The 23,056-nt window shown below is 67.0% G+C and carries 16 protein-coding genes and 1 tRNA gene; 2 read left to right on the forward strand and 15 right to left on the reverse strand.

Going from position 1 to position 23,056, the window contains the following annotated elements; all coding sequences use genetic code 11:
• Positions 1–124: 124 nt before the first annotated feature.
• The 6 genes from uvrB to polA all read right to left on the reverse strand — a co-directional run bounded on the left by uvrB (position 125) and on the right by polA (position 9,592).
• Complete coding sequence (uvrB, locus tag RCH12_RS00870) at positions 125–2,188, reverse strand: excinuclease ABC subunit UvrB (protein WP_327015771.1); 2,064 nt, start codon at positions 2,186–2,188, stop codon at positions 125–127.
• Positions 2,189–2,197: 9 nt separating this feature from the next.
• Positions 2,198–2,842 (reverse strand): dephospho-CoA kinase, encoded by a 645-nt coding sequence (gene coaE / locus RCH12_RS00875; protein WP_327015772.1) that lies wholly within the window; start codon positions 2,840–2,842, stop codon positions 2,198–2,200.
• 114 nt (positions 2,843–2,956) lie between these two features.
• Entirely contained in the window at positions 2,957–4,414 is a 1,458-nt protein-coding gene (gene rpsA / locus RCH12_RS00880; protein ID WP_088456256.1) for a 30S ribosomal protein S1, read from the reverse strand.
• A 168-nt stretch (positions 4,415–4,582) separates the two neighbouring features.
• Complete coding sequence (locus tag RCH12_RS00885; protein WP_327015773.1) at positions 4,583–5,182, reverse strand: DUF4166 domain-containing protein; 600 nt, start codon at positions 5,180–5,182, stop codon at positions 4,583–4,585.
• A 10-nt stretch (positions 5,183–5,192) separates the two neighbouring features.
• Positions 5,193–6,869 (reverse strand): DUF885 domain-containing protein, encoded by a 1,677-nt coding sequence (locus tag RCH12_RS00890; protein ID WP_327015774.1) that lies wholly within the window; start codon positions 6,867–6,869, stop codon positions 5,193–5,195.
• 26 nt (positions 6,870–6,895) lie between these two features.
• The gene (polA, locus tag RCH12_RS00895) at positions 6,896–9,592 is read right to left on the reverse strand and encodes a DNA polymerase I (RefSeq protein ID WP_327015775.1); all 2,697 of its coding nucleotides are present in this window, start codon (positions 9,590–9,592) and stop codon (positions 6,896–6,898) included.
• Between the two features lie 54 nt (positions 9,593–9,646).
• On the opposite strand from polA, the gene RCH12_RS00900 reads away from it, so the two are divergent.
• On the forward strand, positions 9,647–10,087 hold the full coding sequence (locus tag RCH12_RS00900; protein ID WP_088456260.1) for a PaaI family thioesterase: 441 nt from the start codon (positions 9,647–9,649) through the stop codon (positions 10,085–10,087).
• A 90-nt stretch (positions 10,088–10,177) separates the two neighbouring features.
• On the opposite strand, the gene RCH12_RS00905 is transcribed toward RCH12_RS00900, so the two are convergent.
• Positions 10,178–10,783, reverse strand: coding sequence for an ANTAR domain-containing response regulator (locus tag RCH12_RS00905; RefSeq protein ID WP_066595563.1), 606 nt, complete (start codon positions 10,781–10,783; stop codon positions 10,178–10,180).
• A gap of 38 nt (positions 10,784–10,821) precedes the next feature.
• Here RCH12_RS00905 and RCH12_RS00910 point away from each other — a divergent pair.
• A tRNA-Leu gene (locus tag RCH12_RS00910) sits at positions 10,822–10,907 on the forward strand.
• 262 nt (positions 10,908–11,169) lie between these two features.
• Here RCH12_RS00910 and pyk read toward each other — a convergent pair.
• The 8 genes from pyk to RCH12_RS00950 all read right to left on the reverse strand — a co-directional run bounded on the left by pyk (position 11,170) and on the right by RCH12_RS00950 (position 23,025).
• Positions 11,170–12,615, reverse strand: coding sequence for a pyruvate kinase (gene pyk / locus RCH12_RS00915; protein ID WP_088456261.1), 1,446 nt, complete (start codon positions 12,613–12,615; stop codon positions 11,170–11,172).
• Between the two features lie 90 nt (positions 12,616–12,705).
• Positions 12,706–14,163: a glutamate synthase subunit beta gene (locus RCH12_RS00920; RefSeq protein ID WP_088456262.1), complete on the reverse strand. Its 1,458-nt coding sequence runs from the start codon at positions 14,161–14,163 to the stop codon at positions 12,706–12,708.
• Entirely contained in the window at positions 14,156–18,733 is a 4,578-nt protein-coding gene (gltB, locus tag RCH12_RS00925) for a glutamate synthase large subunit (RefSeq protein ID WP_327015776.1), read from the reverse strand. Before gltB ends, RCH12_RS00920 begins: the two co-directional genes overlap by 8 nt.
• 117 nt (positions 18,734–18,850) lie before the next feature.
• A complete protein-coding gene (gene lgt, locus RCH12_RS00930; RefSeq protein ID WP_423739414.1) occupies positions 18,851–19,825 on the reverse strand; it encodes a prolipoprotein diacylglyceryl transferase in 975 nt (324 codons plus the stop codon).
• Between the two features lie 146 nt (positions 19,826–19,971).
• Complete coding sequence (gene trpA / locus RCH12_RS00935; protein ID WP_103431874.1) at positions 19,972–20,793, reverse strand: tryptophan synthase subunit alpha; 822 nt, start codon at positions 20,791–20,793, stop codon at positions 19,972–19,974.
• Positions 20,790–22,016 (reverse strand): tryptophan synthase subunit beta, encoded by a 1,227-nt coding sequence (gene trpB / locus RCH12_RS00940; protein WP_103431875.1) that lies wholly within the window; start codon positions 22,014–22,016, stop codon positions 20,790–20,792. The genes trpA and trpB overlap by 4 nt, the downstream gene beginning before the upstream one ends.
• Positions 22,017–22,799: an indole-3-glycerol phosphate synthase TrpC gene (trpC, locus tag RCH12_RS00945; RefSeq protein WP_103431876.1), complete on the reverse strand. Its 783-nt coding sequence runs from the start codon at positions 22,797–22,799 to the stop codon at positions 22,017–22,019.
• A gap of 4 nt (positions 22,800–22,803) precedes the next feature.
• A complete protein-coding gene (locus RCH12_RS00950; protein ID WP_088456267.1) occupies positions 22,804–23,025 on the reverse strand; it encodes a DUF6704 family protein in 222 nt (73 codons plus the stop codon).
• Between the last annotated feature and the right edge of the window lie 31 nt (positions 23,026–23,056).

Below are 23,056 nucleotides of genomic sequence, written 5' to 3' on the forward strand. Positions count from 1 at the left end.
AAGCAGTGCCACCGACACTGCAGCACCATCACCACCGGGGCAACGGCCGCAACTGTTGCTGTAGCGGACTTCTGCGTCCGGCGCACCGGCCGCAGAAGTCCGCACTGGCAACAGGAGACCCCGACTAGGCCAGGTGGCCGGCCTTCTCCATCTGGCGCAGCTCCCGCTTGAGCTCGGACACTTCGTCGCGCAGCCTGCCGGCCAATTCGAACTTGAGTTCGCCGGCGGCCTCGAGCATCTGCGCGTTGAGGTCGGCGATGATCGATTCGAGGTCGTTGGCGCCGTTGGCCGCGAGTCCCTTGCGCACCGACGGTGTGGGGCTGCGGCGGCGGGCGTCCCGGCCGGCCAGCAGCTCGGCGGTGTCGGCCTCCTCGCGGGAGAGCGCGTCGGTGATGTCGGCGATGCGCTTGCGGAGGGGGGTGGGATCGATACCGTGCAGGGTGTTGTACTCCACCTGCTTCTCCCGCCGCCGGTCGGTCTCGTCAATGGCCCTGGCCATCGAGTCGGTCATCCTGTCGGCGTACATGTGCACCTCGCCGGAGACGTTGCGCGCGGCGCGACCGATGGTCTGGATCAGCGAGGTGGACGAGCGCAGGAACCCTTCCTTGTCGGCGTCGAGGATGGCCACCAGGGACACCTCGGGCAGGTCGAGGCCCTCCCGGAGCAGGTTGATGCCCACCAGGACGTCGTACAGGCCCTGGCGCAGCTCGGTGAGCAGCTCCACCCGGCGCAGGGTGTCGACGTCTGAGTGCAGGTAGCGCACCCGAACGCCGGCCTCCGTGAGGAAGTCGGTGAGTTCCTCGGCCATCTTCTTGGTCAGGGTGGTCACCAGGACCCGCTCGTTGAGTTCGACGCGCAGACGGATCTGCTCGAGCAGGTCATCGATCTGACCGGCGGACGGCTTGACGATGATCTGCGGGTCGATCAGACCGGTCGGGCGGATGATCTGCTCGACGATGCCGTCGGCGATGCCCATCTCGTACTTGCCGGGGGTGGCGGATAGGTACACGGTCTGGCCGACCCGGCCCTTGAACTCGTTCCACTTGAGCGGGCGGTTGTCCAGCGCGCTGGGCAACCGGAACCCGTGCTCGACCAGGGTGCGCTTGCGTGACGAGTCGCCCTCGAACATGGCGCCGATCTGCGGCACCGTCACATGGGACTCGTCGATGACCACGAGGAAGTCGTCGGGGAAGTAGTCGAGCAGGCAGTGCCCGGGCTCGCCCGCACTTCTCCCGTCGATGTGCCGGGAGTAGTTCTCGATGCCGGAACAGAATCCGATCTGTTCCATCATCTCCAGGTCGAAGGTGGTCCGCATCCGCAGGCGTTGTGCTTCCAGCAGCTTGCCCTCGCGTTCCAACTGGCCCAGCCGTTCCTCCAGTTCTTCCTTGATCGTCACCATCGCCCGCTGCATGACGTCGGTGCTGGCCACGTAGTGGGAGCCGGGGAACACCGACACGGCATCCAGCTTTCGCACGACATCGCCGGTGAGCGGATGCAGGCTGTAGAGCGCCTCGATTTCGTCCCCGAACATCTCGATGCGGATGGCGAGTTCTTCGTACATCGGGATGATCTCGATGGTGTCGCCGCGCACCCTGAAGTGGCCGCGGGAGAAGTCGACGTCGTTGCGCTGGTACTGCATGGCCACGAACTTGCGGATCAGCCAGTCCCGGTCGACCTTCTGGCCGACCTGCAGCGCCACCATGGCTTCGAGGTAACCCTCGGGGGTGCCCAGGCCGTAGATGCAGGACACCGTGGAGACGACGATGACGTCGCGTCGGCTGAGCAGCGAGTTGGTGGTGGAGTGCCGGAGCCGTTCGACTTCCTCGTTGATCGAGGAGTCCTTCTCGATGAAGGTGTCGGTCTGCGGCACGTACGCCTCTGGCTGGTAATAGTCGTAGTACGACACGAAGTACTCGACGGCGTTGTTGGGCATCAACTCGCGGAACTCGTTCACAAGCTGCGCGGCCAGGGTCTTGTTGTGGGCGAGGACCAGGGTGGGGCGTTGTACCTGCTCGATCAGCCAGGCTGTCGTCGCGGACTTGCCGGTTCCGGTGGCGCCGAGCAGCACGATGTCGGTTTCACCGGCATTGATCCGGCCGGTGAGTTCGGCGATGGCGCCGGGCTGGTCGCCGCTGGGCGTGTACTCGCTCACGACCTCGAAGGGATGAACGGCGCGGGTGGGTTCCATGCTTCCAGTCTAGGGAGCGCCACCGACAGTGGAGTCGGAGTGGGCGGACCGGTGGTTTGCGCGAAGCTCCGAATCCCACAGCCGGTCGACCTGGGCCAGGGTCTCGTCGAGGGAGCCCATCGAGTCGATCACGACGTCGGCGACGGCGAGGCGGTCGGCGTCGCCGGCCTGGGCGCTGATCCGGCGCCGGGCGTCGGCTTCCGGCATGCCGCGCAGCTCGACCATGCGGCGCACCCGAGTCTCGGCTTCGGCGTGGACGACTACGATCAGGTCGAAGGGGTGGCCCACGGACGCCTCGACCAGCAGGGGAACGTCGTAGACGACGACGGCCTCAGGGTCGGACCGCTCGGCGGCGGCGATGGCCGCGCTGGAGAGCGCACGCACGGCGGGGTGGACCACGTTGTTGAGGACGCTGAGGGCGGTGGGGTTGCCGAATACTATCGAGCCCAGGCGGGCGCGGTCGAGGCTGCCGTCCTCGGCGATCACTTCGGGGCCGAAGATGTCGGCGATATGGGCAAGCGCATCGGTGCCCGGCGCCACGGCGGCCCTGGCGAGCTGATCGGCGTCGATCACCGCGGCTCCGTGTTCGGCGAATCGCTTCGCCACGGTGCTCTTGCCCGATGCGATCCCGCCGGTCAACCCAATCAAGTACACCGCTCCATGCTAACGGAGGGGCGCTGCTTAACCGGAACAGGCCGGACCCCGAAGGGCCCGGCCTGTGCTGGTCCCGGCAGAAGCCGGGTGGGTGGTGCTAGGTGTTGCCAGCTTCTAGTTGTTGCTGGACAGCTTCTCGCGGAGTGCGGCAAGCGCCTCGTCGTCGGCGAGGGTGCCGGCTCCGGCAGCCTCACTGGTGAACGAGTTACCGGCTGCGGACGCGACATCGCCGGGGGCGATGATCTCGTCGTTCGCGGATGCGACCTGCTTCTTGTGTGCTTCCCAGCGAGCCTGGGCTGCAGCGTAGTCCTGCTCCCACTTCTCGCGCTGGGAGTCGAAGCCTTCACGCCACTCGTTGGTCTCCGGGTCGAAGCCCTCGGGGTACTTGTAGTTGCCCTGGTCGTCGTACTCGGTGAGCATTCCGTAGAGTGCCGGGTCGAACTCGGTGCCCTCGGGGTCGACACCATCGTTGGCCTGCTTGAGGCTCAGCGAGATGCGGCGACGCTCCAGGTCGATGTCGATGACCTTGACGAACACCTCGTCGCCGACAGAGACAACCTGCTCGGCGAGTTCGACGTGCTTGCCGGACAGCTCGGAGATGTGCACCAGGCCCTCGATGCCCTCTGCAACGCGAACGAACGCGCCGAAGGGGACGAGCTTGGTGACCTTACCCGGTGCAACCTGGCCGATGGCGTGGGTGCGGGCGAAGACCTGCCACGGGTCTTCCTGCGTGGCCTTGAGCGACAGGGAAACGCGCTCGCGGTCCAGGTCGACCTCGAGGATCTCGACGGTGACTTCCTGACCGACCTCGACGACCTCGCTGGCGTGCTCAATGTGCTTCCAGCTGAGCTCGGAGACGTGAACCAGACCGTCAACGCCACCCAGGTCGACGAACGCACCGAAGTTGACGATCGACGAGACGACGCCCTTGCGGACCTGTCCCTTCTGGAGGTTGTTGAGGAACGTGGTGCGGCTCTCGGACTGCGTCTGCTCGAGCAGGGCGCGGCGCGACAGGACGACGTTGTTGCGGTTCTTGTCGAGTTCGAGGATCTTGGCCTCGATCTCCTGACCCAGGTACGGGGTCAGGTCGCGAACACGGCGAAGCTCGATGAGCGATGCCGGCAGGAAGCCGCGCAGGCCGATGTCGACGATGAGCCCGCCCTTGACGACCTCAATGACCGAACCGGTGACGACTCCGTCGGATTCCTTGATCTTCTCGACGTCGCCCCATGCACGCTCGTACTGAGCGCGCTTCTTCGACAGGATGAGACGGCCTTCTTTGTCTTCCTTCTGAAGAACGAGTGCCTCGACCAGGTCGCCGACCTTGACGACCTCAGAGGGGTCGACGTCGTGCTTGATGGAGAGCTCGCGGGAGGGGATGACACCCTCGGTCTTGTAGCCGACGTCGAGGAGGACCTCGTCGCGGTCGATCTTCACAACGGTGCCCTCGATGAGGTCGCCGTCGTTGAAGAATTTCAGAGTCTTTTCGACCGCGGCAAGGAAGTCTTCAGCAGATCCGATGTCGTTGATGGCGACCTGCTTGGGTGCCCGTTCGGTCGTTGCGATTGTCATGTAGTAGTTGCTCCAGGATGGACATATTCGGGCCAGAAGGGAAGGTCGTGCGATACGTGTTCAAGATCCGCGACTGGCAGCGGCTAATTCGTCACAAGCGTGACAGTAAAGCTTAGCTGTTTCGGGAGCGCCCCGGCAACCCGTTCTCGGCGCCGGCGGCGAGGCATCTCACGCGACTTCGATCGAGTACCGAAAGGACCCCGAGTATTCGTACACCCGCCCGACGAACGGCAGGCTCACGATGACCTGCACGTGCTGCCGCTGGTCGCCGTCGTCGAAACGTTCCGTCAGGTGAACCCGGGGTGCGCACAGCCGTGGGACCGGAACCCGGCTGCCGGCGAGGTGCAGGTAGACACCGGCGGAATCCAGGTGCAGGGCACCGTCGACGACGCGGGCGGCTAGGCGGGTTTCCAGGCGTCCGCTCCGGCCGAGGCGGTCGGCGAGGCCGCCGGCATCCGCGCCGATGACATCGATCATGTCGCGGGACCCGGCCGGAAATTCAAAGCGGCGCACAGCATGCACCAGATCGGGTCCCGGCCGGTTCACGACCAGGAAGGGCACGTCGTGTTCCCAGACCGGGAAGAGCACGGCGTCGCGGGCCAGCAGTGCCAGAACCGGCCACAGCCAGCGCCGCGGGGTGCCGACCCTGTCGAAGGTCCCCCGGCCGAGGCCGTGCCGACCGGCCGGGATGGCCGTGAAGTAGGCGCGCAGCTGTGGATGCAGTCCCGTCAGGTCACCGCCGAGGACGGCCTCGTACGGCGACAGCATCGGCACCGGGTTAGTTCTGCAGGGTCGACCGGAGGGTGTCGAGGCCGACCCCGCCGAGGTCGAGGGCGCGGCGGTGGAACTCCTTGATGTCGAAGCCGGTTCCCTCGCGGGCCATGGCGTCATCGCGTAACTGCTCCCAGATGCGTTGGCCCACCTTGTACGACGGTGCCTGGCCGGGCCAGCCGAGGTACCGGTTCACCTCGAACTTCACGAAGCCGTCGTTCATGTTCACGTTTCTGGCCAGGAAGTCGAAGGCGTAGTCGGCGGTCCAGGTCTGCGACCCGTCCGGCACCTTCTTGCCCAGGTGCACTCCGATGTCGAGCACGACCCTGGCGGCGCGCATCCGCTGCCCGTCGAGCATGCCGAGCCTGTCGGCGGGATCATCCAGGTAGCCCAACTGTTCCATCAGCCGCTCGGCGTAGAGCGCCCAGCCCTCCGCGTGGCCGGACGTGCCGGCCAGCTGGCGGCGCCAGGTGTTCAAGGACGCCCGGTTGTATACCGCCTGGCCGATCTGCAGGTGATGGCCGGGGATTCCCTCGTGATAGACCGTGGTGAGTTCGCGCCAGGTGTCGAATTCGGTGACGCCGGCGGGCACCGACCACCACATCCGGCCGGGGCGGGAGAAATCATCGGTGGGCCCGGTGTAGTAGATGCCGCCCTCTTGGGTGGGGGCGATCAGGCACTCCAGACGGCGGATCTCTTCGGGAATGTCGAACTGGGTGGCGCCGAGTTCGGCGACGGCCCGGTCGCTGGTCTCCTGCATCCAGCGCTGCAGGGCGTCGGTGCCGTGCAGCTTCCGGGCCGGGTCGGTGTCCAGGAACGCGATCGCCTCGAGAACGGTGGCGCCGGGCTTGATCTGCCTGGCCACGCTCTCCTGTTCCTCGGTCATGCGGGCGAGTTCCTGGATGCCCCACTCGTACGTTTCGTCGAGGTCGATGGTGGCGCCGAGAAAGTGCCGCGACCTCAGCGCGTAGAGGTCCCGGCCGACGGCATCCTGCTCGGTGGCACGGGGCTCGAGTTCGTCGGCGAGGAACGTCGCCAGCCGCTCGTAGGCGGTGGCCGCCGCGTGGGCTCCGGCACCGAGGTCGGTGGCCAGGGAGGCCGGCAGCGAACCGTGCTCGAGGCTGGCGTCGGCGACGAAGTGGTTGAAGAACCCGTCGTTGGCGGCGTTGCGTCTGGCCTGGTCGAGCACCTCGCGCACCTGCCGCCGGGCCGGCGTGATGCCCTGCTCGATGCCCACACTCAGGCTTTCGATGTAGCCCGAGATGGCCGCCGGCACGGCGCCCAGGCGCGCGGAGATGTTGCGCCAATCCTCGACCGTGGCGGTGGGCATGAGGTCGAAGACCTCGCGGATGCCCTGCGCGGGTGACGCGATGACGTTGAGGTCGCGCAGCTGCAGGCCGGCGGCGGAGCTCTCCAGGTCCAACGCGAGGCTGCTGCGCAGATCGGTGCGGGTGACCCTGTCCACGTCGTCGACCGGGACGCTGTCGTCCAGCAGCCGGATGGTGTCGGCCGCGGCCTGCACGTAGGCGGCGTGTCCGTCCGGCGAATAGTCCGCAAAGCCCGAACCGTCGGCCGACCGGCCGATATAGGTGCCCACCGTGGGGTCGAGCGACACCAGAGTGTCCACCCACCCCTCGGCGATCTGGTCGACGGGGGTGGGTGTCCGGCCTTCGTTCAGAGTCATCCTCCGAGCCTAGGACATGGCCCAGGTCAGTGCGCTGCGGCGTCCCAGTTGGCCCCGCGGCCCACCTGCACGTCCAGCGGCACCAGCAGATCGGCCGCGGACTCCATCCGCTGGGTGACGACGTGCTGCAGAGCGTCCCACTCCCCCGGGGCGACCTCGAAGATCAGTTCGTCGTGAACCTGCAGCATCATTCGGCTCTGCAGATCCTGCTCGCGCAGGTCAAGGGCGATGTTGTTCATCGCGATCTTCATCAGGTCGGCGGCAGAGCCCTGGATGGGTGCGTTCAGAGCGGCCCGTTCGGCGTTGTCCCGCAGCACCCGGTTCGGGCTGTTCAGCTCGGGGAACGGCCGGCGGCGGCCGAAGATCGTCGTGGTGTAGCCGTCGACCTTGGCCTGCTCGACCACCCGGCGCAGGTAGTCGCGTACGGCGCCGAACCTGGCGAAATAGTCGGCGATGAGCTGCTTGGCCTCGCGCGATTCGATGCGCAGCTGCTTGGACAGGCCGAAGGCGCTGAGCCCGTAGGCGAGGCCGTACGACATGGCCTTGACCTTGTTGCGCATCTCCCCGGTCACGTCCTCAGGTGCGACACCGAAGACCCTGGCGCCGACGAACCTGTGCAGGTCTTCGCCGGCGTTGAACGCCTCGATGAGGCCGGCGTCCTCGGAGAGGTGCGCCATGATGCGCATCTCGATCTGCGAGTAGTCGGCGGTGAGAAGGCTTTCGGAGCCGGACCCGGCGTGGAACGCGGCCCGGATGCGGCGGCCTTCCTCGGTGCGGACGGGGATGTTCTGCAGGTTCGGGTCGGTGGAGGAGATCCGGCCGGTGGCGGTGCCGATCTGCACGTAGGTGGTGTGGATGCGGCCGGTGTCGTCGATGGCCCGGTCCAGGGTTTCCACGATCTGGCGCAGCTTCGTGGCGTCCCGGTGCTTGAGGAGCAGGTCGAGGAACGGGTGCGGGTTGCTGGCCTGCAGATCGGCGAGGGCGCCGGCATCCGTGGTGAAACCGGTCTTGTTGGCCCGGGTGCGCGGCATGCCCAGCTGATCGAAGAGCACCTCCTGCAGCTGCTTGGGCGAGCCCAGATTGACCTCGCGGCCGATCTGGGCGTAGGCGCCGGCCGCGAGTTCCGCCGCGGTGTCGCCCAGCTGTACCGACAGGGCCGCGAGTTCGGTGTGGTTGACCGCGACGCCGGCCAGTTCCATGCCGGCCAGTGTCATCAGGGTGGGCATCTCGATGTCGGTCAGAACCGTCCGCGAACCCGAGTCGAGCAACGCGGTCACGGCGGCGGCGAGGCGCACCGTGTACCAGGAGTCCACGGCGACGCCGCCGGCGACGCTCTCATCCGGCACCAGCTGGTTGGGGTCGACGACGGGCACGGTCTCGTCGAGGTAGCGCTTGACGAGGTCGGCGAGAGTCTTGTCGGGGCCGCCCGGGCGCAGCAGCCATCCGACCACCAAGGTGTCGATGGCCAATCCGTTCAGCACCAGGCCGGCGCGGGTGAGGGCCTTCACCTGCGGCTTGGCGTCGTGCATGACCTTGGGGCTCGGGCCCGCGAGCCATTCCTCGAGCGGCCGGTAATCGGCCCGACCGGGCTGCCAGGCCACCGTCGCGGTCTCGGTGGCCGTGGCCAGGCCGAAGCCGATCGGCAGGCCGTTGAGGAGCTCGACAGTGACGGATAGGGCGGTTCCGGTCGTGGTCACCCGGTCCAGCCAGGTGGCGAGTTCCTCGTCGAGCAGTTCGCGCTGCACCGGTGCCTTCGCCGCCGCGGGTACCTCGGCGACCGGGGCCGCGCCGGCGGCGTCACCGGTGGCGGTCCCGTTGCCATTGCCATTGCCGTTGGCCTCGAGCTTGATCACCCTGTCCAACAGGGTGCGGAACTCCAGGCGGCCGAAGACCTCGCGCACGGCGTCCTCGTCGATCGGTCCGCGCACCAGGTCGCGCAGCTCGACGGGCAGGTCGAGATCGGTGACCAACCGGTTGAGGCGGCGGTTGCGGATCGCATTGTCCTTCTGCTCACGCAGGTTGGCGCCGACAACGCCGGTGATCTCGTCGGCGTGCTCGAGGATCGCGTCGAGGCTGCCGAACCTCTCCAGCCACTTCACGGCCGTCTTCTCGCCGACCTTGCTGATGCCGATCAGGTTGTCGCTGGTCTCGCCGACCAACGCGGCAATGTCCGGGTACTGTTCGGGGGCGATGCCGTACTTCTCGCGTACCTTGGCCGGGTCATACCTGGTCAGCGCCGAAACGCCCTGGCTGGCCGGGTAGAGCAGGGTGACGGTGTCGTTGACCAACTGGATCGTGTCCCGGTCGCCGGACACGACAAAGACGTCGTAGCCCTCGGCGGTGCCACGAACCGACAGCGTCGCGAGGATATCGTCTGCCTCGTAGTCGTCCTTGGTCAGGGTGGTGATGTTCAGGGCCTTGAGGGCTTCCTGGAGCAGGGGCACCTGGCCCTTGAACTCCGACGGAGTGATCGCCCTGGTGCCCTTGTATTCGGGGTAGTCGCGGGTGCGGAAGGAATACCGGGAGATATCGAATGCCACGGCGATGTGGCTCGGATTCTCGGTGCGGAGCAGGCTCAGCAGCATCGACAGGAACCCGTGGATGGCGTTGGTGTGCTGCCCGTCCTGGGTTTGGAAGCTGTCGATGGGCAGGGCGTGGAACGCCCGGTACGCCAGCGAGTGGCCATCGATGATCATCAGGGTAGGCTTTTTTGATTCCGACACAGTCCCAGCCTACAAGCCGCCTCCGGTGGGGCTGAGCCGAGCCACGAGGTGACCATGACCGAGCAGAACCCGCCCGAGAGCACCACCGACTTCCTCGCCTGGACGAAGGCACGCGGCGCCGGCGACCTGGCCGACAAGATGGGCATCGAGTTCACCGAGTTCTCACTCGAGAGGGCCGTGGCGCGGATGCCCGTGGAGGGCAACACCCAGCCCGCCATGCTGCTGCACGGCGGCGCCTACGTGGTGATGGGCGAGTCGCTCGGGTCGATGTCGGCCAACCTGCACGCCGGCCCCGGCAAACTCGCCGTGGGCATCGAGATCAATGCCAGCCACACCGGTTCGGCCACCTCCGGGTATGTCACCGCCGTGTGCACCCCGATCCACCTGGGCCGCACGCTCACCACCCACGAGATCGTGGTGACCGACGATGCGGGCCGACGCTGTTCGACGATTCGCATCACCAACCTGATCCTGGACCAGCCGGCAGCACGCTGATCCGCTCTGCGAGCACGAAAAAGCGGGCCCCTCACCGGAGGGACCCGCTTTTTTCGTGACGGTGGTGCCGGCTGCTTTGTGGCTGGCCGACTATTTCTTGGCGGAGAGCTGTTCGATGATCGCCTGTGCGACATCGTGCATGGTCAGACGGCGGTCCATGGACGCCTTCTGGATCCATCGGAACGCCTCCGGCTCGGTCAGGCCCATCTTCTCGTTGAGCAGACCCTTGGCCCGGTCGACGAGCTTGCGGGTCTCGAAACGTTCGACCAGGTCGGCGACCTCGGCCTCGAGGGTGATGATCTGGCTGTACCGCGAGAGGGCGATCTCGATCGCGGGCAGCAGGTCGTTCGGGGTGAACGGCTTCACGACGTACGCCAGGGCGCCGGCCTCGCTCGCGCGCTCGACCAGTTCCTTCTGGCTGAACGCGGTGAGCAGTACGACCGGGGCGATGTGGGCCTTGGTGATGCGTTCCGCGGCGGAGATCCCGTCGAGGTGCGGCATCTTGACGTCCATGATCACCAGGTCGGGGCGGAGCTCGGTGGCCAGGGCCACAGCGGTCTCACCGTCGCCGGCTTCGCCCACCACTTCGAATCCGTTGTCTCGGAGGATCTCGACGATGTCGAGCCTGATGAGGGATTCATCCTCCGCTACAACGACGCGGCGGGGGGGTACTGGAGTTGTCTCTTGGTCGGTCACAGCCAAAAGCCTACGGTATTCTGGTGCAGGTGTTGTGAGCCGGTGTGGCGGAATGGCAGACGCGGAGCACTCAAAATGCTTTGTTCGCAAGGACGTGTGGGTTCGAGTCCCACCACCGGTACCACTTCACCGCATGCCCGTTGCCCGGTTCCACCGGCGGCGGGCATGCGGTGTTTCTGCCCCTGATAGACGTCCTCCTCCCCCGCAACCGGGCCTCCAGCGCCCGCACACGCCCGTCTCAGCGATCGGTCGCCGCATCCGGCCGTCGGTCCGCCCGCAGAGCGCACAGGCGTCCATCGGTCGTGCACGGCCGCTCAGAGGCTGTTCGCCACGGATACGACAACAGCCCCGCGGATTTCTCCGTGGGGCTGTTGTCGTACTGCTGGTTACTGCTGGGCGTACGCCGGAGCGACACCGTTGTGGGCGTCACCGATGCGGTGAACCCGGATGTCGTTCGTCGAACCCGCGATTCCGGGAGGGGATCCGGAGATCACCACGACCTTGTCGCCGATCTCAGCCAGTCCCTGGCCGAGCAGGATGTCGTCGACCTGACCGAACATCGAGTCGGTGTGGGTCACCCGGTCGACCAGGTACGTCTGCACGCCCCAAGTCAACGCGAGGCGACGACGGATGCTCGCCTCGGGGGTGAAGGCCAGCATCGGGATCGAAGAGCGCAGGCGCGACATACGACGCGCGGAGTCTCCCGACTCTGTGAAGATGCAGAGGTACTTGGCCTCGACGAATTCAGCGACCTCGATGGCGGCCAGAGTGATGGCGCCGCCCTGGGTGCGCGGCTTGTTGGTGAGCGGTGCGATCCGCTCCAGGCCGTGCTCCTCGGTGGAGGCCACGATGCGCGCCATCGTCTGGACGGTGACCACCGGGTATTCGCCGACGCTGGTCTCGCCGCTGAGCATGACCGCGTCAGCACCGTCGAGCACCGCGTTGGCGACGTCAGACGTCTCCGCGCGCGTGGGAACGGGGCTGTGGATCATCGATTCGAGCATCTGCGTTGCGACGATGACCGGCTTCGCCATGCGGCGGGCCAGTTCGACGGCGTGCTTCTGCACGATCGGCACGGCCTCGAGCGGAAGCTCGACACCCAGGTCGCCACGGGCCACCATGATCGCGTCGAACGCGTCAACGATGCCCTCGAGGGCCTCGACGGCCTGCGGCTTCTCGATCTTGGCGATGACGGGAACCTTGCGGCCCTCTTCGGCCATGATCTCGTGCACCCGGTCGATGTCGGCCGCGTTGCGCACGAAGGACAGTGCGATGAGGTCGGTGCCGAGGCGCAGGCCCCAACGCAGGTCGGCCTCGTCCTTGACGGACAGGGCGGGCACGTTGACGGCAACACCGGGCAGGTTGATGCCCTTGTTGTTCGACACCGGGCCGGCGACGATGACCTTCGTGGTCACGACGGTGCCGTCGGTCTCGACGACCTCGACCTTGACCTTGCCGTCGTCGATCAGGAGGAAGTCCCCCTGCTTGACGTCGTTCGGCAGGCCCTTGTAGGTCGTGCCGGACAGTTCCTTGGTGCCGAGGATGTCCTCGGTGGTGATCTTGAAGATGTCGCCGACGGCGAGGTCGTACGGTCCGCCCTCGAACTTGCCCAGACGGATCTTCGGGCCCTGCAGGTCGACCATCACGGCGACAGCACGGCCGGAGTCGTTGGCTGCCTTCCGGATGTTGGCGTAAACGCCTTCGTGCACGGTGTAGTCACCGTGGCTCAGGTTCATACGGCAGACGTCAACGCCGGCGTCGATAATGGCGCGGATCTGTTCGTAGCTGGATGCTGCCGGCCCGAGGGTGGCGACGATTTTCGCGCGTCTCATACTGGTGGATCTCCGGTTTCCGCGCCGGTCTGGCGCATTGGTGCGTTCGGTTGATTGGAGAGAAATGGGCAGCGGAATCAGTTCGTACGCTCAGATGGCAAACGAATGATCCGTCGGCTTCACCGGGGCGGGCAGTTGAGTCTCGCCTTCGAGATACCGATCGACGGCTGCCGCAGCAGCACGTCCTTCGGCGATCGCCCATACGATGAGCGACTGACCTCGGCCTGCATCTCCGGCAACGAATACACCCTCGTGGCTGGTCTGGTAATCACTATCACGGACGACATTACTCCGGTCGTCGAGCGGCAGATGCAGATCATGGGTCAGTTCGGCGCTGTCCGGACCGGTGAAGCCCAGAGCCAGCAACACCAGATCAGCGGGAATCTCCCGTTCGGTTCCGGCTTTGGGCACCCGTCGGCCATCGAGATATTCGGTTTCGGCGACCCGGATGGCGCGCACCTCACCGGCGTCGTTGGCCAGGAACTCGATGGTGGACGCGAGGTATTCCCGCGTTCCGCCCTCTTCGTGGGCGCTGGATACCTCGAACAGGGTCGGCGACATCGGCCAGGGCTGGTGCTCGGGGCGGCTGTCACCGGGCTGCTTGCCGATGGCCAGGTTGGTCACCGAGGCGGCCAGCTGACGGTTCGCGGTGCCGATGCAGTCCGCACCGGTGTCGCCGCCGCCGAGCACGACGACATGCTTGCCTTCGGCGAGGATCTGGTTGTCGACGGTGTCGCCGGCGCCGACCTTGTTTTGCTGCACGAGGTATTCCATCGCGAAATGCACCCCGGGCAAGTCGCGCCCCGGAATCGGCAGGTCGCGGGGCACCATGGCGCCGGTCGCGATGACGACAGCGTCGTACCTGGCCCGCAGATCGGTCCAGGTGATGTCCACCCCGATGTTCACGCCGGCGCGGAAGCGGGTGCCCTCTGCGGTCATCTGGGACAGACGCAGGTCGAGGTGCTTCTTCTCCATTTTGAAGTCCGGGATGCCGTAGCGCAGCAGGCCGCCGATGCGGTCGTCGCGTTCGAACACGGCCACGGTGTGCCCTGCCCTGGTCAGTTGCTGGGCGGCGGCGAGTCCGGCGGGTCCGGAGCCGACGACGGCGATGGTCTTGCCGGTGAGTCGGCCGGGCGGCTGGGGGGTGACCCAGCCCTCGGCGAAGGCCTGGTCGATGATCGAGACCTCGACCTGCTTGATGGTCACCGCCGGCTGGTTGATGCCGAGGACGCAGGCCGACTCGCACGGGGCCGGGCAGAGCCGGCCGGTGAACTCGGGGAAGTTGTTGGTCGCGTGTAGCCGCTCGATGGCCTGCCGGCCCTCATCACGCCAGGTGAGGTCGTTCCACTCCGGGATCAGGTTGCCCAGCGGGCAGCCCTGGTGGCAGAACGGAACGCCGCAGTCCATGCAACGGCCGGCCTGGCGCTTGAGCACGGCGGAGTCGCCGGCCTCGTAGACCTCTTTCCAGTCCATCAGACGGATGGAGACCGGACGACGGGCGGGAAGTTCCCGGTCCGTGGTCTTCAGGAATCCCTTCGGGTCAGCCATTGGTTACCTCCAAGATGCGGTTCCAGACCACGTCGCCGTCGGGGTCGAGCCCCTCGGCCACGGCGCTCTGCCTCGTCGCCAGGACGGCTGCGTAGTCACGCGGCAGCACCTTGACGAAGTTCTTCATTGTCGTTTCGCGGTCGGCGAGGAGCCGCGCGGCCAGAACAGAATCGGTCTGTTCCAGGTGCTGTTCCAGCAGGTCACCGACGATTTCGATGTCGGCGCTGCCGAGCGGCAGCAGGGTGAGTTCGCCGGAGTCCAGCGAGTCACGGTTGACGAGCTCCGAGCGCAGCCGGTAGATGTACGCGGTTCCGCCGGACATGCCCGCGCCGAGGTTGCGGCCGGTCTCGCCGAGGATCACGGCGAGTCCACCGGTCATGTACTCGAGGGCGTGGTCGCCCACCCCCTCGACGACGGCGGTCGCACCGGAGTTGCGCACCAGGAATCGTTCACCGACGATGCCGCGGATGAACATGCTGCCCAGGGTGGCGCCGTAGCCGATCACGTTTCCGGCGATCACGTTCTCCTCGGCGGCGAAGACGCTGCCGCGGTCGGGGCGCACGATGATCTGCCCGCCGGAGAGGCCCTTGCCGACGTAGTCGTTGGAGTCGCCCTCGAGGCGCAGGGTGATGCCGCTGGGCAGGAACGCTCCGAGGGACTGCCCGGCCGACCCGGTCAGGGTGACGTCGATGGAGCCGGCCGGCAGGCCGTTCTCGCCGTGCTGCAGGGTCACCTGGTGGCCCAGCATGGTGCCGACGGCGCGTTCGGTGTTGCGGATCGGCAGCGCGATCGTGACCTGGCCGCCGTGCTCGAGCACGTTGGCGCTCTGCCTGATCAGCTCGACGTCGAAGTGCTCGTCGAGTTCGTGTTCCTGCTCCCGGCTGGATCGCCGCGGTTCGCCGGCGGAGAAGTCGGGGCCGACCAGGATCGGCGCCAGGTTGAGCCCGGATGCCTTCCAGTGGTTGAGGGCGCCGTTCACGTTCAACAGTTCCTTGCGGCCGGTGGCCTCGTCGAGGCTCCGGAAGCCGAGCTCGGCAAGGTACTCGCGTACCTCCTGAGCGATGAACTCGAAGAAGTTCACCACGTAGTCGGCCTTGCCGCTGAACCGTTTGCGGAGCTCGGGGTTCTGGGTTGCGACGCCGACCGGGCAGGTGTCCAGGTGGCAGACCCGCATCATGATGCAGCCCTCGACGATGAGCGGGGCGGTGGCGAAACCGAACTCCTCGGCTCCGAGCAGGGCGCCGATGACGACGTCGCGGCCGGTCTTGAGCTGGCCGTCGACCTGGAGCACGACCCTGTCGCGCATCCCGTTCAGCATCAGGGTCTGCTGGGTCTCGGCGAGGCCGAGTTCCCAGGGGGTGCCGGCGTGCTTGAGCGAGTTGAGCGGGCTCGCGCCGGTGCCGCCGTCGTGCCCCGATACCAGGATCACGTCGGAGAGCGCCTTGGCGACGCCGGCCGCGACGGCACCGATACCGGACTGGCTGACCAGCTTGGTGTGGATGCGCGCTGTCGGGTTGGCCCGCTTGAGGTCGAAGATCAGCTGCTTGAGGTCTTCGATCGAGTAGATGTCGTGGTGCGGGGGCGGCGAGATCAGGCCCACGCCCGCGGTGGCGTGCCGGGTGCGGGCGACCCACGGGTAAACCTTGGTGGGCGGCAGCTGGCCGCCCTCCCCCGGCTTGGCACCCTGGGCGAGCTTGATCTGGATGTCGTCGGCGTGGGTGAGGTACATGCTCGTGACGCCGAACCGGCCGGACGCGACCTGCTTGACCGCGCTCCGCCGGGTCGGGTCGAGCAGACGGTCGAGGTCCTCGCCGCCCTCACCGGTGTTGGACTTGCCGCCGAGCCGGTTCATCGCGATGGCGAGGGTCTCGTGAGCCTCCTGCGAGATGGAGCCGTAGCTCATCGCGCCGGTGGAGAACTTCTTCACGATCGATGCGACCGACTCGACCTCGTCGATCGGGATGGGCTTTCGCTGCCCGATGTTGAAGGCGAACATGCCGCGCAGCGTCATGAGGCTCTCCGACTGGTCGTCGACGAGCTTGGTGTACTCCTTGAAGATGTCGTAGCGGCGGGTGCGGGTGGAGTGCTGCAGCCTGAAGATGGTCTCCGGGTTGAACAGGTGCGGGGAACCGTCGCGACGCCACTGGTATTCGCCGCCGGTGGCGAGACGCTCGTGCACGGTGACGGCGGCATCCGGCGGGTAGGCGCCGGTGTGGCGTTCGAGGTTCTCGGCCGCGATCACGTCGATCCCGACGCCGCCGAGCTTGCTCGTGGTGCCGGTGAAGTACTGGTCGATGAAGACCTGGCTCAGGCCGACGGCCTCGAAGGTCTGCGCGCCGGCGTAGGACGACACCGTGGAGATGCCCATCTTGGACATGATCTTGAGTACGCCCTTGCCGAGCGCCTTGATCACGTTCTTCACGGCCTTCTCGGGCGTGACGGTGGTGATGAAGCCGCTGCGCACGAGGTCCTCGCAGGTCTCCATGGCCAGGTACGGGTTGACGGCGCTGGCGCCGTACCCGATCAGGAGCGCCACGTGGTGCACCTCGCGCACGTCACCGGCTTCCACGACGATGCCGACCTTGAGCCGGTTCTCGGTGCGGATGAGGTGGTGGTGCACGGCCGCGATCATCAGCAGCGACGGGATGGGCGCGAGGTCCTTGGTGCTGTCCCGGTCGGACAGCACGATGAAGAGAGCGCCGTCCTCGATGGCCGCGTCGACCTCGTGGCACATTTCCTCGATCCGGTTGGAGAGTGCGCTGGGACCCTCGTCGAATCTGTAGAGGCCACGGATGGTGGTGGTGGTGCGGCTGCCGGGGGACGTGTCGATGTGCTGGATCTTGGCCAGCTCGTCGTTGTCGATGACCGGGAAGTCGAGCACCACCTGGCGAGCGTGCTCCGGGCCCGCCGCGAGCAGGTTGAGCTCGGGGCCGAGGCCCAGCTTGAGGCTGGTGACGACCTCTTCCCGGATCGAGTCCAGCGGCGGGTTCGTCACCTGCGCGAACTGCTGGGTGAAGTAGTCGAAGAGCAGCCGGGGGCGCTCGCTGAGCACCGCGATGGGCGTGTCGCTGCCCATCGCACCGAGCGGCTCCGCGCCGTTGCGGGCCATCGGGGCCAGCAGGATGCGTACCTCTTCTTCGGTGTAGCCGAAGGTGCGCTGGCGACGGACCACGGATGCCGGCGGGTGCACGATGTGCTCCCGTTCCGGCAGGTCCTTGAGGTTGATCCGGCCGGCGTCGAGCCAGGAGCCCCAGGGCTCGCTGGCGGCGAGGTCGCCCTTGATCTCCTCATCTTCGATGATGCGGCCGGCCTCGGTGTCGACGAGGAACATCTTGCCGGGCTGCAGGCGCCCCTTGCGGACCACCCGGGCGGGGTCGACGTCGATGACGCCGATCTCGCTGGCGAGCACGACGAGTCCGTCGTCGGTGATCACGTAGCGGCCGGGCCGCAGACCGTTGCGGTCCAGGGTGGCGCCGACGAGGGTGCCGTCGGTGAAGACGATGGCGGCGGGGCCGTCCCACGGTTCCATCAACATGGAGTGGTACTCGTAGAACGCTCGGCGGTCACGGTCCAGGTCGGGCTGGTTCTCCCAGGCCTCCGGCACCATCATCATGACGGCGTGCGGCAGCGACCGGCCGGACAGGCTCAGCAGTTCGACGACCTCATCGAAGGACGCCGAGTCGCTGGCGCCGGGGGTGACGATCGGGAACAACGGGTTCAGGTCGCCGAGCAACTCCGATTCGAGCTGCGACTGGCGGGCGCGCATCCAGTTGCGGTTGCCCTGCACCGTGTTGATCTCGCCGTTGTGCGCGATCATCCGGAACGGCTGCGCGAGCGGCCAGGACGGGAAGGTGTTGGTGGAGTACCGCGAGTGCACCAGCGCCAGCTTCGAGGTGAAGCGCTCGTCGGAAAGGTCGGGGTAGAACGGCTCCAGCTGAAGGGTCGTGACCATGCCCTTGTACACGATGGTGCGGCAGGACAACGACGCGAAGTAGGTCTCCACCTCGCGTTCGGAGCGTTTCCGCAACCGGACGGCCTGGCGGTCCAGGTTGATGCCGGCCAGGGGCAGGCCGTCCTCGGTGGTGCGGCTGCTGGAAACGTAAAGCTGCTGGATGGCGGGCATCGCGGCCCGCGCCAGGTTGCCGACCTCGTCGGGGCGAACCGGGACCTCGCGCCAGCCGAGAACGAGGAGGTTCTCCTCCTTGGCGATGGCCTCGATGGCGCTCTTGACCGCGCTGCGGGCGGTCGGCTCGGTAGGCAGGAAGACGTTGCCGACGGCGTACCGTCCGGCGTCGGGCAGGTCGAACGTGGACACCGCACGGAAGAACTCATCCGGGATCTGGGTGACGATACCGGCGCCGTCGCCCGTTCCGGCGTCGGAACCGACCGCACCGCGATGTTCGAGGTTGCGCAGTGCGTCGAGCGCTCGCGTGATGATGTCGTGTCCGGCCGTTCCCCGCAGGGTGGCGACCATGGCGAGACCGCAGGCATCACGTTCGTCGTGCGGGTTGTAGAGCCCCTGGGCTGAGGGAACACTACTGAACCTGGAGAAGAGGGGTTGCTGCGTCATTAGACCGTCCTCACAAAATGACTGGCAGGTGGGGACGACGTTGGCCCGCGGGAAGAAGATAAGCCACTCCGCCCGAAATGGAGGGCGAAAACCGTGGACCGGGTGGGATGACCGCGGTTAGGGGCGGGAGTCGGTTGTGCTTGTGGCGTCGACGTCGCGTGATTCAACGGGTTCATCAGCCTCATTGCCGTGATCCTCGAAAACGGAATCGGTTTCACCAGATTCTACCTCAGGGTCGACCGGCTTCCACTCGCGCCCGGGCAGGTACGGGCTCAGTTCGATTCCGGTGTGCCGTCTGCTCTGCACGATGATGATGATCAGGCCGACCAGGATGGCGAACAGGGCGGCCCACACGTTGGTGCGGAGGCCGAAGAAGATCTCGCTCGGGTCGACGCGGATCGATTCGAACACGCTGCGTCCCGCGCCGTACCAGATCAGGTAGACACCGAACGCGGTGCCCCAGCGCAGCCGGAACTTGCGTTCGAGGATGAGGATCACGGCGACACCGACCAGGTTCCAGACGATCTCGTACAGGAAGGTGGGGTGGAAGAGGGTGCCGACGGGCAGGCCGACGGGGTACGCGGGGTTGTCGGTGGAGATCTCCAGGCCCCACGGGAGCGTGGTGGGCAGGCCGAACAGCTCGTGATTGAACCAGTTGCCGAGTCGCCCCATGGCCTGGGCGAGGAGCATTCCCGGGGCCAGGGCGTCGGCGAACGACCAGAACCGGATGCCGGCGCGTCGGGTGCCGATGTACGCGCCGACGGCACCGCCGAGCAGGGCGCCGAAGATGGCGATGCCGCCCTTCCACACCGCGAAGACGTCCCAGAGGTTCGCTCCGTCGTAGAAGTAATCGTTGGGGTGGGTGAGCACGTGGAAGATCCGGGCTCCGACGATGCCCAGCGGAACGGCCCAGAGGATGATGTCCAGCACCACGCCCGGCTCGCCGCCGCGCTTCGTCAGCCGCCGCGAGGTCATCGCGGTGGCCAGGAAGATACCGATCAGGATGCAGATCGCATACGCGTGGATGCGGAACGGCCCCAGGTCGAAGAAGCTCCACTCAGGGCTCGGAATGCTCAAGGGCAACGACACCACAACAACCTTTCATCGTGACACTCTGGTCACTGGGAGCCGGTCGATCGACCGCCTCGGACAATTTACCCTAAACGGGATGGCATAAACGCAGGGACCTGACGGCGAGAACGGCCGACGGGGTCAGGAAACAGGGTTGGACGGCAACGCTAGACGGCGGCGCGGATGTCGCGGGCTCCGGCGGCCAGTTCCGCGGCGAGGGTTGCGACGGCGTCGACTCCCCCGACGGACAGTGCCTTCACCAGCGCGGAGCCGACGATGGCGCCGTCGGCGTACTCCAGCACCTCGCGCACCTGGGCGGGGGTGGAGATTCCCAGGCCGACACAGGCGTTGACGGAGCCGGCTTCCCGCAGGCGGGTGACGAGTACCCGGGCAGCCGAGTCCACATCGGACCGGGCTCCGGTGATGCCCATGGTGGAGACCGCGTAGACGAATCCGCGGCTTCGGGTGACGGCCTGCAGCAGTCGCTCGTCCGAGGACGACGGGGCGGCCAGGAAGACCCTGTCGAGGCCGGCGCGCTCACTGGCATCCAGCCAGGTCTGAGCATCGTCGGGAATCAGGTCCGGCGTGATCAGCCCGGCTCCCCCGGCGGCGGCCAGGTCGTCGGCGAACCTGTCGACGCCGTACTGCAGTACGGGGTTCCAGTAGGTCATCATGAGCACCGGGGTGTCGACCTGGCCTGTGATCGCGGCGACGGCCTCGAAGCCGTGCCGCAGACGGAAACCGTTGGCCAGGGCCTGCTGGGTGGCCGCCTGGATGACCGGGCCGTCCATGACGGGGTCGGAGTACGGCAGACCGAGTTCGAGGATATCTACCCCGCTCGTGGCGATCGCGACGGCGGCGTCGATGCTCTCGGTCAGGGTGGGGAAGCCGACCGGCAGGTAGCCGATCAGGGCGCCGCCCCCGGCGGCCCGGCGCGCGGCGATCGTGGTCTCGACGGTGCTTGTGTAACCGGTGCTTGCGTTCGTCACAGTTGCTGCGCTCCAGCGTCGAGAAGGTCGAAGTAGCGGCCGGCGGTTTCCATGTCCTTGTCGCCGCGACCCGAAAGGTTGACCAGGATGATCGAATCCGGGCCGAGCTGTTTGCCCAGCTCCAGGGTCCCTGCCAGGGCATGGGCCGATTCGATGGCGGGAATGATGCCCTCGGTGCGGCTGAGCAGGCGCAGTGAGTCCATGGCTTCGGCGTCGGTGACGGGCAGGTAGCTGGCCCGGCCGATGCTGGCCAACCAGGCGTGCTCGGGACCGACGCCCGGGTAGTCGAGTCCAGCGGAGATCGAGTGGGACTCGACGGTCTGACCGTCTTCGTCCTGCAGCATCATGCTGCGCGCGCCGTGCAACACGCCGGGGCGGCCTTTGGTGAGGGTCGCGGCGTGCCGCAGGCCCTCGATGCCTTCGCCGCCGGCCTCGTAGCCGTACAGTGCCACCTCGGGGTCGTCGAGGAACGCGTGGAAGATGCCCATGGCGTTGGAACCGCCCCCGACGCAGGCGGTGACGGCGTCGGGCAGCCGCCCGGTGAGGTCGAGCACCTGCTGCCTGGCCTCTTCACCGATGATCTTCTGGAAGTCCCGCACCATGGCGGGGAACGGGTGCGGGCCGGCAACGGTGCCGAAGACGTAGTTGGTGGTCTCCACGTTGGTGACCCAGTCACGCATCGCGTCGTTGATGGCGTCCTTGAGGGTGCGGGAGCCTGTCTTCACCGAGACGACCTCGGCGCCGAGCAGACGCATCCGGGCGACGTTGAGCGCCTGACGCTCCGTGTCGACCTCACCCATGTAGACCACGCAGTCCAACCCGAAGAGGGCGGCGGCGGTCGCCGTGGCGACGCCGTGCTGACCGGCGCCGGTCTCGGCGATCACCCGCTTCTTGCCGATGCGCTTGGTGAGCAGCACCTGGCCGAGAACGTTGTTGATCTTGTGGGAGCCGGTGTGGTTGAGGTCCTCGCGCTTGAGGATGATGCGGGCACCGCCGCCGTGTGCGGCGAATCGGGGCACCTCGGTGATCAGCGACGGCCGGCCGGTGTAGCTGCGGTGCAGCTCGGACAACTCGGCGGCGAAGGCCGGGTCGGCCTTGGCGAGGGTGTACTCGGCCGAGAGCTCATCGAGGGCGGCCACCAGGGACTCCGGAACGAACCTGCCGCCGAAATCGCCGAAGTAAGGGCCGGACTGGGCGCGGAGGGAAGGATTTGCGCTGGACATCTATACCGCCAGGAATTCGTTGAGGGTGAGAATGGGATCGCTGGTGACGAGGGCTTCACCGACCAGCACGACGTCGGCGCCCGCGGCGCGGTAGTGCGCCACGTCGGCGGCGGTCTTGACCGCGGACTCCGCCACGCGGACGACGCCGGCGGGGATGCGGTCGGCCAGGCTCGCGAAGAGGTTCTGGTCGAGTTCGAAGGTGCTGAGGTTTCTGGCGTTCACGCCGACGAGGTTGGCGCCGACGTCCAACGCCCGCTCGACCTCGTCCGCGCTGTGCGTCTCGACCAGCGGGGTCATGCCCAGTTCGAGCACCAGGCTGTGCAGGGCGCCCAGGGTGGTCTGGTCCAGGGCTGCGACGATGAGCAGTACGAGGTCAGCTCCCGCCGCGCGCGCTTCGAGAACCTGGTAGGCGGTGCCGATGAAGTCCTTGCGCAGCACGGGAATCGACACGGACGCCTTGACCTGTTCCAGGTCGGCCAACGAGCCGAGGAACCGGCGACTCTCGGTGAGCACGCTGATGGCGCTGGCGCCACCGAACTCATAGGACACGGCCAGTGCGGCCGGGTCGGTGATCTCGGCCAAGGGGCCGCGGGACGGGCTGGCGCGCTTGACCTCGGCGATGATCTTCACCCGGTCGGACGGTGCGAGAGCGTGTAACGCGTCGAGGGCCGGGGCCTGGGCGAGCGCCTCGGCCTCTACGGTCGCCAGAGGGCGGTCCAGCCTGCGGGTCTCTGCGTCGGCGAGCGAACCGGTGAGAAGTTCTGCGAGGAGGTCGGAGGGCACTGTGTCAGTGGCTTCCGTCGACCGACGCCGCGCCGTAGCCCGCCTTGGCCATGATCCAGCCGGCGACGAGGCCGAGGAGGAGGAGGACGGCCGATGCCCAGACGAGCCAGACGACCTCGAAGAAGAACGCGACGGTGCCGATGGCGAACGCGATCAGCATGATGGTGACTGCGGTCCAGGCCGCCGTCGAATGGCCGTGGCCGGGGTCTGCCGACTCGAAGCTCATGGTTCTCCTAAAGGTCAGTGGGCGTGCGGGA

It is taken from the genome of Cryobacterium sp. MP_3.1 (assembly GCF_035984795.1).
Classification (GTDB): domain Bacteria; phylum Actinomycetota; class Actinomycetes; order Actinomycetales; family Microbacteriaceae; genus Cryobacterium; species Cryobacterium zongtaii.